Source organism: Kitasatospora sp. NPDC059327, assembly GCF_042752535.1.
Classification (GTDB): domain Bacteria; phylum Actinomycetota; class Actinomycetes; order Streptomycetales; family Streptomycetaceae; genus Kitasatospora.
Map to the genome: position 1 here is coordinate 38,937 of NZ_JBHYYB010000032.1, position 14,054 is coordinate 52,990.

Annotated in this window: 8 protein-coding genes; 2 read left to right on the top strand and 6 right to left on the bottom strand. The window is 75.8% G+C overall.

What is annotated here, in order from left to right; all coding sequences use genetic code 11:
- Positions 1-433: 433 nt before the first annotated feature.
- Both ACFXHB_RS20775 and ACFXHB_RS20780 read right to left on the bottom strand, forming a co-directional pair.
- Complete coding sequence (locus ACFXHB_RS20775; RefSeq protein WP_380576058.1) at positions 434-1,678, bottom strand: MFS transporter; 1,245 nt, start codon at positions 1,676-1,678, stop codon at positions 434-436.
- A 104-nt stretch (positions 1,679-1,782) separates the two neighbouring features.
- The gene (locus ACFXHB_RS20780; protein WP_380576059.1) at positions 1,783-2,319 is read right to left on the bottom strand and encodes an SDR family oxidoreductase; all 537 of its coding nucleotides are present in this window, start codon (positions 2,317-2,319) and stop codon (positions 1,783-1,785) included.
- Between the two features lie 166 nt (positions 2,320-2,485).
- Here ACFXHB_RS20780 and ACFXHB_RS20785 point away from each other — a divergent pair, with 166 nt between their 5' ends.
- Complete coding sequence (locus ACFXHB_RS20785) at positions 2,486-6,046, top strand: BTAD domain-containing putative transcriptional regulator (RefSeq protein ID WP_380576060.1); 3,561 nt, start codon at positions 2,486-2,488, stop codon at positions 6,044-6,046.
- 132 nt (positions 6,047-6,178) lie between these two features.
- On the opposite strand, the gene ACFXHB_RS20790 is transcribed toward ACFXHB_RS20785, so the two are convergent.
- Positions 6,179-7,399, bottom strand: a complete 1,221-nt coding sequence (locus ACFXHB_RS20790; protein ID WP_380576061.1) for an LLM class flavin-dependent oxidoreductase — start codon at positions 7,397-7,399, stop codon at positions 6,179-6,181.
- A complete protein-coding gene (locus ACFXHB_RS20795; protein WP_380576062.1) occupies positions 7,396-8,766 on the bottom strand; it encodes an NtaA/DmoA family FMN-dependent monooxygenase in 1,371 nt (456 codons plus the stop codon). The genes ACFXHB_RS20790 and ACFXHB_RS20795 overlap by 4 nt, the downstream gene beginning before the upstream one ends.
- A 256-nt stretch (positions 8,767-9,022) precedes the next feature.
- Here ACFXHB_RS20795 and ACFXHB_RS20800 point away from each other — a divergent pair, with 256 nt between their 5' ends.
- Complete coding sequence (locus tag ACFXHB_RS20800; RefSeq protein WP_380576063.1) at positions 9,023-9,814, top strand: arylmalonate decarboxylase; 792 nt, start codon at positions 9,023-9,025, stop codon at positions 9,812-9,814.
- Between the two features lie 142 nt (positions 9,815-9,956).
- Here ACFXHB_RS20800 and ACFXHB_RS20805 read toward each other — a convergent pair whose 3' ends face one another.
- Complete coding sequence (locus tag ACFXHB_RS20805) at positions 9,957-11,978, bottom strand: hypothetical protein (protein WP_380576064.1); 2,022 nt, start codon at positions 11,976-11,978, stop codon at positions 9,957-9,959.
- Between the two features lie 52 nt (positions 11,979-12,030).
- The gene (locus tag ACFXHB_RS20810) at positions 12,031-13,563 is read right to left on the bottom strand and encodes an SDR family oxidoreductase (protein ID WP_380576065.1); all 1,533 of its coding nucleotides are present in this window, start codon (positions 13,561-13,563) and stop codon (positions 12,031-12,033) included.
- Positions 13,564-14,054 lie beyond the last annotated feature (491 nt).

Consider the following 14,054-nt stretch of genomic DNA (forward strand, 5'->3'; position numbering starts at 1 on the left):
AGAACGTCACCGGATCGGGCCGGTCGGCCGGATTCCGGTTCCGACCTGCGAAGACATCCTCCGGAAACGCTCTCGCCATGGATCCGCCGGCGCTGGCCGGCTGTGCGGCTCCGAACGGTCCGATCGGGTCCTCGGAGCCTTCGGCCGCAGGTCAGAGCGCTGCCGTCGCCGGTGGGGGTGGCAGCGCGGGGCGGGTGCGGACGGGCGTTCCGGCACCCGTGTCAACACTTCATGAACTCTGCCGCGCCGTCCGACATGCGGACTGCGCGGCAGGGATCCGGGCCGGGGAACGCCGGGGGAGAACGCGGCGGGGAAAGCACCGGGGGACAACACGGCGGAGAACGCCGGGAGGCCACCGAAGGCCCGGGGGTCAGGTTGCCTTCGGTGGCCGTTCCGGGGGGTTGGTGACGGTCCGTCACCAACCCGAACCGCGTTACGCCGTGGGGCGCTTGGCGGGGAAGCCGTGGCTACGGGAGGTCAGGACCACCACGAGCACCGGCAGCAGGAGAAGGAGCACCGTCCAGGGGAAGGAGTCGCTCCCGCTCACGTCGAGCAGGACACCGCCGATGACGCCGCCCGCGGCCATCGCCACGTTCCACAGCGTCACCAGCATGGTCTGGGCCGCGTCGGCCTGGTCACCGCCCGCGTCGGCCACCGCCGTCTGGAGCAGGGTCGGAATGCCGCCCCAGCCCAGGCCCCACAGGGCGGACGCGACGTACACCAGGGCCGTGCTGTCGGCGAGCACCGCGAGCAGCAGCGCCGCCGCGGCGACGAGCAGCGTGCTGGCGACCGTGAGGGAGCGCAGCTTGGCGTGGATCTGCGAGCCGACGATCCAGATGCTCGCGAGCGAGGCCGCCCCGAAGACGAGCAGTACCAGGTCGGTGCTGTCACCCAGGCCGTGGTCGTCGAGGAAGGAGGCGATGTAGGCGTACAGGACGGTGTGCGCCAGGACGAAGACCAGCGTCACGAACAGCACCGGCGTCACGCCGGGCACGCTCAGCGCCCGCAGCATCTTCGGCCGCTCGCCCGCCTGCTGGCCGGGGTAGTCCGGCACGGTCGCGGAGATCCAGACCAGCAGCAGGACGGTCAGCCCGGTCATCGCGAAGAACGGCACCCGCCAGTCGGTCTGGGTGCCCAGGAAGGTCCCGGCGGGCACACCGAGCGAGAGGGCGACCGGGATGCCGGCCATCGCGATGGCGATCGCCTTGCCCTGGAGCGCGGGGGGAGCCATCCGCCGGGCGTAGCCGGCGAGCAGGGCCCAGGCCAGACCGGCGGCGACACCCGCGACGAACCGCGCGACCATGGTCAGACCGTAGACCGACGACACCGCCGTGACGGTGTTGGCCACGGCGAAGCCGGCCATGGACGTCAGGAGCAGGCGCTTGCGCCGCCAGCCGGCGGTGGCCGAGGCCAGTGGGATCGCGGTCAGGGCGGTACCGATCGCGTAGATCGTGACCGTCTGGCCGGTCGCGGACTCGCTCACCCGGAGGTCCGAGCTCATCGAGGGCAGCAGGCCGGCAGGCAGGGTCTCGGTGAGGCTGGTGATGAAGACGGCGGTGGCGAGGGCGATCAGGGCGAGCAGCGGAAGCTTCTGCGGTTCCTCGCCACCCGCCGCCGCGGGCGGCGAGGAGCGGGTCTCCGAGCCGGGAGCGTCGGTGATGTCGGGTGAGGTGCTCATGGGGCGTGCTCCGGAGGTTCCAGGGGAAGGGACGGGTGGTGCGAAGCGGTGGCCGGTGGACGGCCCCGGGGGTCGGCCGGGCCCGGTGGGTTCGGGCGCGGCGGTCAGGAGTGGGCCAGACCGCCGTCGACGGGGAGCCGGGCGCCGGTCGTGAACGTCGCCTCGGTGGCCAGGAAGAGCGCGGCGCGGGCCACCTCCTCGGCGGAGCCGAGCCGGCCGAGCGGCGGCAGCGGCGCGGTGCCCGCGGGCACCGCCTCGATACAGCCGGGCGCCACCGCGTTGACCCGGATGCCGCGCGGGACCAGCTCGGCGGCGAGCGTGCGCACGGCGGCGGCGGACGGCGCCGGCGCGGTGAGCACCACCGCGCCGCCGTCCCGGAGGTACGGGAGCAGCGGGCGGACCCCGGCCACGGCGTCGGCGAACAGCAGGTCGGTGTCGTCGATGCCGGTAGCGCCGTCCTCGGCGCGCTCGACGACGGTGGCGGTGGAGCCCAGCTCGGTCCTGGCCCGGGCGCGTTCCCCGGCGGTCCGGGCGGCCAGCAGGACGAGCGCTCCGCCCTCCACCAGCCGTTTGGCGATGGCCAGGCCGATGTCGGGGTCCTGGCCGAGGACGACGGCCCTGCGGCCCGCGTACCTGGTCATGCCGGTCACTCCTTCCGCCGCTCGGCGATTCGGTGGTTCCGACAGTGCCCGAGGGCGCTTCCGGGGCACTGCGGATCCGCTGCCGGTCCGCTGAGGGTCGGCTGACGGCCCGTCGAAGATCCCCCGGGCCGGGCCCGCGCCCCCGGGGCGCGATACGGTGGCCGACATGCGGTTTGGGGTACTGGGACCACTCGTGGTGTGGGGCGACGACGGCGAGGAGATCACCGTCCCCGAGGTCAAGGTCCGGGCTCTGCTCGCGGACCTGCTGGCGCACGGCGGCGGCCCGGTCTCCACCGACCGCCTCATCCAGGACCTGTGGGGCGACGAACCGCCCGGCAGGCCCGAGGGCGCGCTCCAGGGCAAGGTCTCCCAGCTGCGGCGGGTGCTCGGCCGGGACCGCGTGCTGCGCCAGGGCGCGGGGTACCGCCTGCGGCTGGACCGGGCCGCCCACGAGGTGGACGCCGACCGTTTCGGCGGCCTGGTGGCCGGGGCCGGCGCCGTCGGCGACCCGGGTGCCCGCGCGGCGCTCCTCACCGAGGCCCTCGACCTGTGGCGGGGGCCGGCGTACGCGGACTTCGCCGACGAGGAGTTCGTCCGGGCGGCGGCGTGCGGCCTCGCCGAGCAGCGGCTCGCCGTCCTGGAGGAGCAGGCGGAGGCGCGGCTCCTCGCCGGTGACCACGCGCTCCTGGCCGGGGAACTGGCCGCCCTCGTCGCCAGGCACCCGCTGCGCGAGCGGCTGCGCGCGGTCCAGATGCGGGCCCTCTACCTCGCGGGCCGCCAGAGCGAGGCCCTCGCCGGCTACGAGGACCTCCGCTCCCGGCTCGCCGAGGAGCTGGGGGTCGACCCCGCGCCCGCCCTGACCGCCCTGCACCGGGCCGTCCTGCGCCAGGATCCCGGCCTGGGCGACGGCCTGGGCGACGGCCTCGGTTCCGCTCGCACCGCCGCACCGGCCCGGATCGTGCCCGCCGAGCCCGCCACGCCCGCCGAGCCCGCCGGCCTCGCCGCACCCCCCGCGCCCGGGGAGGCTCCGAGCCGGCCGGTCCCTGCCGCCCCGTCGACCCCCGTCGCCCCGCGCCCCGGGCTGCCCTCCGGCGGTGCCGCGGACAGTACGGCCGTCCCCCCGGGTGCCGGCGAGTACTCGAACCTGCCCGTACCGCTGACCCGCCTCATCGGCCGGGACCAGGCCGTCACCCGGGTGTCCGGGCTCCTGGACGATAACCGCCTGGTGACCCTCGCGGGCGCCGGCGGCGTCGGCAAGACGCGGCTGGCCGTGGCGGCCGCCACGGCGATGGCGGAGCGCGGCCCGGCCGGCGGCCGGCCCGACGGGATCAGGCTCGTGGAGTTCGCGGGAGTCCGCGGTGGCACCGCCGCCGACCTGGCCCAGGTCGTCGCCGGCACGCTCGGCATCCGGGACGACGCCCCCGCCGCACCACCGGGCACGGGCGGTGGCGCGGGCGCGGCCTCGCCCGCCCACCGGCTCGCCGCCGCGCTGCGGGAGCGCCGTACCCTGCTGGTCCTGGACAACTGCGAGCACGTCGTCGACGCGGCCGCGGACCTCGCCGCGTTGCTGCTGCGGACCGCACCCGGCCTGCGGGTGCTGGCCACCAGCCAGGAGCCGCTGGGACTGACCGGCGAGGCCGTCTTCCTGGTCGAGCCGCTGGCGACCGACGACGCCGTGCGGCTGTTCAACGAGCGCGCCGCCGCCCACGATCCCGGCTTCCCCCGGGACCCGGGCCGGGGCGACCTCGCCGACCGAGCGGCCGTCGCCGAGATCTGCCGCCGGCTCGACGGCATCCCGCTCGCCCTCGAACTCGCCGCCACCCGTGTACGCACGCTGGGAGTACGGGAGTTGGCGATGCGACTGGGCGACCGGTTCCGGTTGCTGAGCTCCCGCCGGCGCGGCGCGCCCGCCCGTCAGCAGACCCTGCGCGCCGTGATCGACTGGAGCTGGGAGCTGCTCAGCGCACCCGAGCGGATCGTGCTGCGCCGGCTGGCGGTGCACAGCGACGGCTGCGACCTGGACGCCGCGGAGGCCACCTGCGCGGGCGACGGTGTGACCCGCGACGAGGTCCTCGACCTGGTGACGCGGCTGGTCGACCGGTCCCTCGTGGTCGTGGTGGACCAGCCCACCGGCCGGCGCTACCGCCTCCTGGAGTCCGTCGCCGTGTACGCCACCGAGCGGCTGCACGAGATGGCGGACCTGGCCGCCGTTCGCGGCCGTCATCTGCGCTACTACCTCGCCCTCGCCGAACGCGCCGAGCCCCAACTGCGCGGTGCGGGCCAGCGGTCCTGGCTCGCCCGGCTGGACGCCGAGGCGGGCAACCTCCGCGCGGCCCTCGACGAGGCGGTCCGCCGGACACCGGAGGGGGACGGCGGTGAGGCGGTGCGCCTGGCCACCGCCCTGGCCTGGTGGTGGCTGCTGCGCGGCCGGCTCACCGAGGGGCGTCGCAGTCTGGCCGCGGCGCTCGCCGCCGCGCCCCGGCCCACCTCCGAACTCGCCCTCCTGCACGGGGCGTTCGCGCTCCTCACCGGCGACCCTGCGGAGGCGCGGGCGCTGGCCCGCACGGTGGCGTCGGCCGGCGCGGTACCCGACCCGGTGCGCCGGGCCCGCGCGCTGTGGCTCTGCGCGTACGGCTTGTTCAGCGCGGGCGAGGCGGCCGAGGGCGAGGAGTTGAACACCCGCGCCCTGGCGGTCTTCGCCGAGGAGGGCGACCAGTGGGGCACCGCCGCCGCGCTCGGTCTCCGGGCCACGCTCGCCCTGGTGCGCGGCGATCTCGCCGGACTCGGCCGTGACGGCCTGCGCAGCGCCACCCTCTTCCGTGAACTGGGCGACGGATGGGGAGAGTTGCAGACGGTCTCGCCGCTGGCCGCGCTCGCGGAGATCAAGGGGGAGTACGCGGAGGCGGCCCGCCGTCAACGTGAAGGGCTGAACATCGCGCGGGAGTTGGGGCTGGAGGCCGAGGTGTCGGCGCGGCTGTCCGGGCTCGGCCGGCTCGCCCTGCTGGCCCATGACTGGGACCGGGGCCGCGATCTGCACGAGCGGGCCCGCCGGATCGCGGCCGAACAGGGCTACAAGTACGGGGAGATCCACTCCGAGATGGGCCTCGCGCTCGGCGCGCGCCGCTCCGGCGACCTGGACGCCGCCGAGGCCCACCTGCTGCACATCCGCGACGGCTACGCCGAGGTGTCCTCGGAGGCGGGTGACCATCTGCTGCTCGCGGAACTCGGCTTCGTCGCCGAACTCCGGGGTGACGCCGAGCTGGCGGCCGATCGCCAGCTGCGCGGTTGGGCGGTCGCCTGCTCCCTCGACGAGCCGCGTGCGCTGGCCCTCTCGCTGGAGGGTCTGGCCGGCGCGGCCGTCGTCGCTGGCCGGGGGAGTGTCGGGCGGGCCGGCGCCGAGTGCGGGGCGCTGCTGCTCGGCGCGGCGGACGCGGCGCGTCGAGGGGTGGGCGCGCCGTTGCCGGCGGCCGAGCGCGGAGACACGGACCGGATCGCGGCGGCGGCCCGGGCGGCCCTGGGGGAGGCCCGCTTCACGGACGCGTTCGAGCGGGGCGGGCGGCTCACCGCGACGGAGGCGGTGCACCGCGCGGGCCGGGTCCTCGGCCGGCAGATCCCTTCACCGGCGGGAACGCGGCCGGTGGACTCCGGACCGGCGGGTCCTCACCTGGCGGGTCCTCAACCGGCAGGTCCTCAACCGGCAGGTCCTCGGCCGGCCGGCGGTGGGTGACATCGGTGCCACGCGCCGCCGGCCGGCCGGGCGAGAAGCCGCCGAGCGGTCGAGGGTGATCAGGTCGAACGCGACCGCGTGCGGTCGTACGGCCGGGCGCCCGGACCGGGCAAGGGCGGGCGCCCGGCCTGCTCAGGCCCGCGCGTACCGGTTCGCGGGTCGCTCCAGCCCCAGGTGCCCGCGCAGCGTCGTCGCCGTGTACGCGGTGCGGAAGGCGCCGCGACGCTGCAACTCGGGGACCAGGGCGCGGGTGATCGCGTTCAGGTCGTGCGGCAGGGCGGCCGGGCGGAGCCGGAAACCGTCGAGGCCGGCGGAGCGCCAGTCGAGCAGCAGGTCGGCCAGACCGGCCGCGGTGCCGACGAAGACGGCCGCGTCCGAGGCGAGTTCGGCGCCGGCGAGGTCGTCCAGGCGGGCCTTGCGGTCGGCGGCGGCGGCCGGGCTGTCGTCGAGCAGGACGATCAGGTCGGCGAACCGCCTGAGCGGCCGGGCCCGCAGGTCGCGGCCGGTGGCGACGACGGCCTCGTCGACCTGGGCCAGGATCCGCTCGACACCGGGCCGGTCGTGCGGGGTGACGAAGACGAGGTCGGAGGCGCGGGCCGCGAACTCGTACGGCGTCGAGGCGTGGGCCAGGCTGGCCACCAGCGGCTGGCCCTGCGGCGGGCGCGGGGTGATCGACGGTCCCCGGACGCTGAAGTGCGGTCCCTCGAAGTCGATGTGGTGCAGCTTGTCGCGGTCGATGAACCGGCCGGTGGCCGCGTCCCGGATCTCCGCGTCGTCCTCCCAGCTGTCCCACAGTCGCCGCGCCACCTCGACCACGTCGGCGGCCTCGGCGAAGAGCGGGCGGAGCCGCTTGGCGATCAGCTCGGGGTCGCGGATGTCGTCGTCGGTGAGTTGGGGGGTCTTGCGGCGGCCGAAGTGGTCGGCGTCGGCGGCGCGGGAGGCGATCTGCGGCCGCCAGCCGGCCCGGCCCCGGGCGGCGTAGTCGAGGGTCGCGATGCCGATCGCGAGGTGGAACGGCTCGGTGTGGGTGACGTTCGTGGTCGGCACCAGGCCGACGCGCTCGGTCAGCGGCGCGAGCCGGGCGGCCAGCAGGACGGCGTCGATGCTGCCCCGGACCTGGTCGGTGCGCTCGTCCGGCCGGTGGAAGGGGGCGGACTGCAGGCCGAGGCCGTCCTCCAGGGTGACGAAGTCGAGCAGGCCGCGCTCGGCCTCGGTCACCAGGTCCGCCCAGTAGTCGGGCGTGAACAGCTCCGACGGACGGGCGTCCGGGGCCCGCCAGGCGGCCGGGTGCCAGCCCGCGCCGTCGAGGGCGACGGCCAGGTGCAGCGGGGCGTCGGAAGGGGTGGCGGTCACGAGGTCTCCTTCGGGGAGCCGGGGCCCAGGGTGAGGCCCAGGTGGTCGCGGAGCGTCGTCCCGGTGTAGTCCTCGCGGAACACGCCCTTCTCCTGGAGGATCGGGACCACCCGGTCCACGAAGTCGTCCAGGCCGTCGGGTGTCAGCAGCGGTACCAGGATGAAGCCGTCGGCCGCGTCCTCCTGCACGAAGCGGTCGATGGTGTCGGCGACGGTGCGCGGGCTGCCGACGAAGTTCTGTCCGCCGTGGACGTGGATCATCAACTCACGGATGCTCAGGTTCCGTTCCTCGGCGATCCTGCGCCACCGCCGCGCGGTCTCCTCGCGACCCTTGCGGAACACCGAGTGCCCCTTCAGCAGGTGTGCCTCGGGCTCCGGGTCGATGTCGGGCAGCGGTCCGTCCGGGTCGTAGGCGGAGAGGTCCCGGCCCCACACGCCCTCCAGGTGGGCGATCGCGGTCTGCGGGCTGACCTGGGCGCGGGTGATCTCGTCGGCGTACGCGGTGGCCTCCTCGTCCGTGTCGGCCACCACCGCCGTCGCGGTGGGCAGGATCTTCAGGTCCTCCGGACGGCGGCCGTACTTGGCCAGCCGGGACTTGACGTCCCGGTAGAAGGCCCGGGCGTCCTCGGGCTGGTTGTACTTGCTGAAGATGATCTCCGCGTCGGAGGCGGCGAACTCCCGGCCCACGTCCGACTCCCCGGCCTGGATGATGACCGGATGCCCCTGCGGGCCCCGCGGGGTGGTGAACCGGCCCGCGATGTCGAAATGCGTACCCCGGTGGGCGAAGGTCCCGGCACCGGGGCGGACGAACTGGCCGTCGGCCGCGTCGGCGCGCACGTCGCCCTCGGCCCAGCTGTCCCACAACTCGCGTGTGGTCTGCAGGAATTCGGCCGCTCGGGTGTAGCGGTCGGCCTCGGCGAGGAAGCCGCCGCGGCGGAAGTTCTCCCCGGTGAACGCGTCGTAGCTGGTGACCACGTTCCAGGCCGACCGCCCGCCGCTGAGCAGGTCCAGGCTCGCCAGCCGGCGGGCCACCTCGTAGGGCTCGTTGAAGGTGGTGTTGAGGGTGGCGGCGAGGCCGATCCGGTCGGTGACCGCGGCGAGCGCGGCGAGCACGGTCAGGTTCTCCGGGCGGCCGACCACGTCCAAGTCGTATACCTGGCCCTTGTGTTCGCGCAGCCGGAGTCCTTCGGCGAGGAAGAAGAAGTCGAACTTGCCGCGTTCCGCTGTCCGGGCGAGCCGGATGAACGAGTCGATCGCGATCTGGCTCTCGGAGCGGGGGTCCGTCCAGACGGTGACGTTGTGGATGGCCGGCAGCTGCACGGCGAGGTGCACCTGCTTCTTTCCGGCGTGTTCTGCGGCTGCGGGCACGGAGCGCGCTCCTTCAGGGGAAACCAGGGGAGGTCGGCCGCGTGGCCACGCGTCTGCGGTCCGGTCCACGGGGCGGATTTGATCACCAGACTTCACCGAACCCCTAGGGGAAACAAGGGGATTCGGGTCAGGGATCTGTGGGGGAGTGTCAAGGAGTGTCAACAAAGGGAACAGTGTGCAAAGCATCTGTGAGTGCTCTGTCTCTTCATGTCGGCGGATCTGTCCCCCGTCACGGAGCTCGGCCTACTGTGCGGCCATGGATCTCTTCTCACTGCCCAGACTCGGAGTTGTCGTCCCCCCGGAGAACCCCACGGCGGAGCCGGAGTTCAACCGGCTGATCGGTGCCGCCACCCACGTGTACACCTCCCGCTTCCCCACCACCCCGGGTGTGGGACTGAGGGAGATGCTGGAGACCTACAACCGGGTCCTGCCCGACACCATCGAGGGCTTCGGCGCGATGCGCCTGGACGCGGCCGTGGTGGCCTGCAGCGCCTCGCACTACCTGCTCGACCCGGAGGGCGACCTCGCGCTGTGCGAGGAGATGTCGAACCGCTTCGGCTTTCCCGTCACCTCCTCGACCCAGGCGATCCTGGCCGCCTGCGAGGAGCTCGGGGTCAGCCGGCTCACCCTTGTCTCGCCCTACCAGCGGTGGCTCACCGACACCTCCCGGGCCTTCTGGGAGCGCGCCGGGCTCACCGTGGACGGCGTCGTCCTCGTCCCGGCCGGGCAGACCCCGGACGGGGCCGACCACTTCGACCCGTACGAGGTGACCCCCGGCCGGATCAGGGAGCGAATACGCGTCTACCAGCAGGAGTACCGCCTGCCCGACGACTCCGCGCTGCTGTTCACCGGTACCGGCATGGGCACGCTCGCCGCACTCGCCGAGCTCGCGCGGGAGGACAGCAGCGGCCGCCCGCTGCTCTCCTCGAACCTGGCGTCCGCCTGGTGGGCGCGGCGGGTGACGGGTCAGCGGACCGGTCCAGGGCCCACCGGTGAGGTGCATCCGCTGCTGCGGCGCCTGGACGTCCGGGGCCGCTGGGCGGCCTGACCGGCGAGGGAGACGGCCTGACCCCCCCGTCACGCCCCGGGCCGTCCACGCCGTGCCGGGCGGCCCGGGGCGGTGCTCACCACCCGGGCGTCCCCACCGGGCCGTCTCCTCCGGCTGTCCTCCCCTGGCCCCCGCCCCGCCGTCACCGCAGCGGAGTGATCCGGGCCCCGCCGTCCAGCACCGCCTCCAGCGCGACGGCGGCCCGGGTGGGCCGCTCGACGGCCAGGGTGTGGTCGGGCGTGGGCCGGTCGGCCGTCCAGTCCGGTCCCTTGACGGCGATCCGGGCGACCCGCCGACTCCCCGCCGCCAGCAGGAACTCCGTGCCCTGCGGCGAGCGCCACCACGTCCACCCCACCGTGTCCTGCTCGAACCGGCTGCACGCCCGGCCCGGACCGCCGCCCGTGCGCTGCGGGCCCCGGGCGTTCGGCAGCAGCACGGCGGTCGCGGCGCTGCCCTCGCCGTTCCAGCGGTCGGCGCGCAGGCACACCCAGGACGCCGCGCCCGCGTTCTGCGGCAACTGCTGGACGGCGAAGGCCCAGAGGTTGAGCTGCTTGACGCCGGGGCTGCCGTCCGGCACCGCGCAGCCGGCGCGTGCCCAGGCCGCCAGCGCGTCCGGGCCGACCGCCTCGCGGGGCTGCCGGGCCGGCTGGGTGCGGTCCGGGGGTGGCGTGTAGCTGAGGTGGGCGGGGACGAGCCCGCCGAGGTCGGCCAGCAGGAAGGCGTGCTTCTCCGCGATGGCGGGGGAGGAGCGCAACTGGAGCACCGTGGCGCCCTGGCAGTCCGCGAACGCGCCCGGGAAGTTCGAAGCGGGCGGACTCGTACCTGGTGAACTCGTGCCGGGCGGACTCGTAGTGGGCGGACTCGTACCGGGCAAGCGCGAACCGGGCGTACCGGGCGAACCGGAGCCCGGGGAGCCCAACGGGCCGGCACCCGGCGCCGCACCCGGTGTCGGGGCCGTCACGCCGTCCACCCGGTCCAGGGGTTTCGCGGGCGCGTCGGGCTGGTCGAGCCGACGCGTCTCGGCCGCGTCGATCCAGGGCGCGAGCAGATAGCGGGCGGTGGCCCCCTGGCGGTGCAGGACCACCGCGCCGGCGGTGGTGACGGAGGAGTCGTCGGCGCGGGCGAGGTCCAGCCCGCCGCCGGGCCCGTCGGTCCAGCGGGCGAGCCTCGCGCCGTCGTACAGCACCACCACGGCCGCGCCGTCGACCGTGCCCGCGAACAGCAGGTGGGCCGGGCTCTGCGGCGGGGTCGTTCCGGTGCCGGGTTCGGCCGCTGTCCGCGGACCGGGGCGGGCCCAGGCGGCGAGCGCCCGGCCGAGCAGGGCGGTGTCGTCGCGCCGGTCGCCCCGGGCGGGCCAGGCGAGGAAGTCGATCCGGGCGGTGTGCTGCCACTGGTCCGGGGCCGCCCGGAGCAGCCCGGCCGGGTCGGGCGCCGTCCCGCTGGGCGGGGCGGCGAGCGGACGGGTGGGCGCCCCGGCCGGGGCCGGAGCGCCCGAACCGGCCAGCACGGCGGCCGTCGTGGTGAGCGCGAGGGCGGCCACCACGAGCGAGGCGCCGAAGGCCCGGCGGCGGCGCAACAGGTCGGTCGGCTGGACGCGCACCGCGCACGGGTCGAAGGCGGGCAGGCCCGGCTCGGGCCCGACGGAGAGCTTCGCGGCCTCGGTGACGGCCCGGTCGGGCGCGGTCACACCGGCCTGCCGCAGCACGTCGGCGGCCTGTCCGGGCGTCAGTTCCTCCACGGCCAGCAGGGCGAACGCCGACCGGGTGGCCGGGTCCAGGGCGGTCAGTTCCCGGTCCAGCGCCGCGTCCCGTTCACCACCGCCGGGGGTGAACAGCCGCAGTCCCCAGACCCGGGGTGTCAGCAGCCGGTCGGCGGGCCGGGGGTGCAGGGCGGTCCGCAGCACCCGCAGCCGCAGGGCGGCGTACAGCGGGTCCTCGTCGACGCCCGCCGGCTCCTCCCGCCGGGTCCAGCGGGACGGCAGGGCGCGCTGGACGGCGGCGTGCGCGGCGAGCACCCGGCTGTGCCGGTCCCGGTCGGCCGGCAGGGCCAGGTAGGCCAGCCGGACCAGTCGCCGGTAGTGGCGCACCAGGGTCGCCTCGGCGCGGGCCACCGGGCGCGCCGTCGCGCCCCGGGGCGGTGCTCCGCCGTCTATCCGTCCTGCCAACGAGTCCTCCCGGAGCCGGCTGTGTGTGGTGGCGGACGGTCCAACGAGTCGATCATGTGATGGTTGCGCCGTTCGGGGCGGAGTTCCGCGATTCGGCGGCGGCGCGCTCGGTGATCCGGCGGACCATCCCGCCGAAGACGAAGGCGTGGAACGGCGCCACCGACCACCAGTACGCGTGGCCGGCCAGCCCGTGCGGGTGGAACAGTGCCCGCTGCCGGTAGCGGCTGCCGCCGAGGCCGTCCGGGGTGACCGACAGCTCCAGCCAGGCCAGACCGGGCAGCCGCATCTCGGCGCGCAGCCGCAGCAGCCGTCCGGGCTCGATCTCCTCCACCCGCCAGAAGTCCAGCGAGTCGCCGACCCGCAGCCTCGCCGGGTCGCGTCGGCCCCGGCGCAGTCCGACGCCGCCGGCCAGCCGGTCGAGCCGGCCGCGCAGGGCCCAGGCGAGCGGGAAGGAGTACCAGCCGTTCTCGCCGCCGATGCCCTCCACCACCTGCCAGAGCGCCTCCGGCGGCGCGGCCACCCGGCGCTCCCGGACATCCTGGTAGAGGCTGCCGCCGGCCCAGTCCGGGTCGGTGGGCAGCGGGTCGCTCGGCGCGCCGGGCAGGCTGGCGGAGGACCAGCGGGTGGCCACCTCGGCGTCCCTGATCCGCCGCAGCGCCAGGCGCACCGCCCGGTCGAAGCCGGTCAGGCCGCCGGGTGGGTCGGGCACGTACCGGGCGAGGTCGTGCTCGCCGCAGACCACCTCGTGCCGCAGTGACTCCACCAGCGGGCGGGCGAGCGGGTTGGGGACGGGCGTCACCAGGCCCACCCAGTGGCTGGAGAGCCGGGGGGTGAGCACCGGCACGGCCACGATCAGGCGGCGCGGCAGTTCGGCGACGGCGGCGTAGCGCTCCATCATCTCGCGGTAGGTGAGGATGTCGGGGCCGCCGATGTCGAAGGCCCGGTCCACGTCCGGCGGCAGCCGCGCCGCCGCGGTGAGGTAGTGCAGCACGTCCCGGACGGCGATCGGCTGGATCCTGGTGCCGACCCAGTTCGGCGTGACCATCACGGGCAGCCGTTCGGTGAGGTAGCGGAGCATCTCGAAGGAGGCGGACCCGGATCCGATGATCACCGCCGCCCGCAGTTCGGCGGTCGGCACCCCGCCCGCCCGCAGCTGCCGGCCGACCTCGGCGCGGGAGCGCAGGTGCGGGGAGAGCTCGGCGGCCGGGACCCCGGCCGGGTTGATGCCGCCCAGGTAGACGATCCGGCGCACGCCCTCGCGGGCCGCCGCTTCGCCGAAGGCCCGCGCGGCGGCCCGGTCGGTCGCCTCGAAGTCGGGGCCGGTGCCCAGCGAGTGGACCAGGTAGTAGGCGACGTCGATGCCGGCGAACGCCCCGGCCAGCGAGTCGGGCCGGGTGACGTCCCCGGCGGTGGCCTCGACCTCGGGCCGCCAGGGGTGGTCGCGCAGCCGCCCCGGGTCGCGGACCAGGCAGCGGACGGAGTGCCCGGCGGCCAGCAGCTCCGGGACGAGCCGGCCGCCGATGTAGCCGGTGGCGCCCGTGACCAGGCAGCGCAGCGGGGATTCGGGGGTGCTCGGTCCGGCCATGGCGCCTCCAGGGAGCGTCGGGTGCGGTCGCGGGGCTCGGCGCCACCGCCCGGGGAGGTCACGGCCCCGGGGCCCGGTCCGGGTGTCACCGGCCGGGGCGGCCGGCCGGTCGCGGTCTCCGCCGGTCCCGCCGTCGCCGCCCTCTCCGTCAGCTTGGCCGCCCGCCGCCCGGGTCGCCACAGCACCCGGTCTCGCGGCGGCGCCGTCCCGCGCCGTCCACCCCGGCGGCGCCGTCCCGCACCGGCAGCACCGGTCCGCGCCCGGCAGCGCCGTCCCGCACCGGCCGCCCCCGGGAGCGGAGGTCCGCACGGATCCGCGGCAGTCCGCGGATCGCGGCAATCCGCCGGCCCGTCCGCTCCGAACAGACGATGCCGACACCCGTACGACAGCCCGCCGCGGACCGATCGCGCCGGGCACCGGAGGACCCGTATGCCAAGGAACTGCCCGCCGGGCAGGCCACCCGCCCGTCCTTCCGGGCCGGTCGCCCGCGC

Bases quoted from the DNA above. Each gene is read 5' to 3' on its own strand.
- ACFXHB_RS20775 (WP_380576058.1), bottom strand. From the start codon at position 1,678: ATGAGCACCTCACCCGACATCACCGACGCTCCCGGCTCGGAGACCCGC.
- ACFXHB_RS20780 (WP_380576059.1), bottom strand. From the start codon at position 2,319: ATGACCAGGTACGCGGGCCGCAGGGCCGTCGTCCTCGGCCAGGACCCC.
- ACFXHB_RS20785 (WP_380576060.1), top strand. From the start codon at position 2,486: ATGCGGTTTGGGGTACTGGGACCACTCGTGGTGTGGGGCGACGACGGC.
- ACFXHB_RS20800 (WP_380576063.1), top strand. From the start codon at position 9,023: ATGGATCTCTTCTCACTGCCCAGACTCGGAGTTGTCGTCCCCCCGGAG.
- ACFXHB_RS20810 (WP_380576065.1), bottom strand. From the start codon at position 13,563: ATGGCCGGACCGAGCACCCCCGAATCCCCGCTGCGCTGCCTGGTCACG.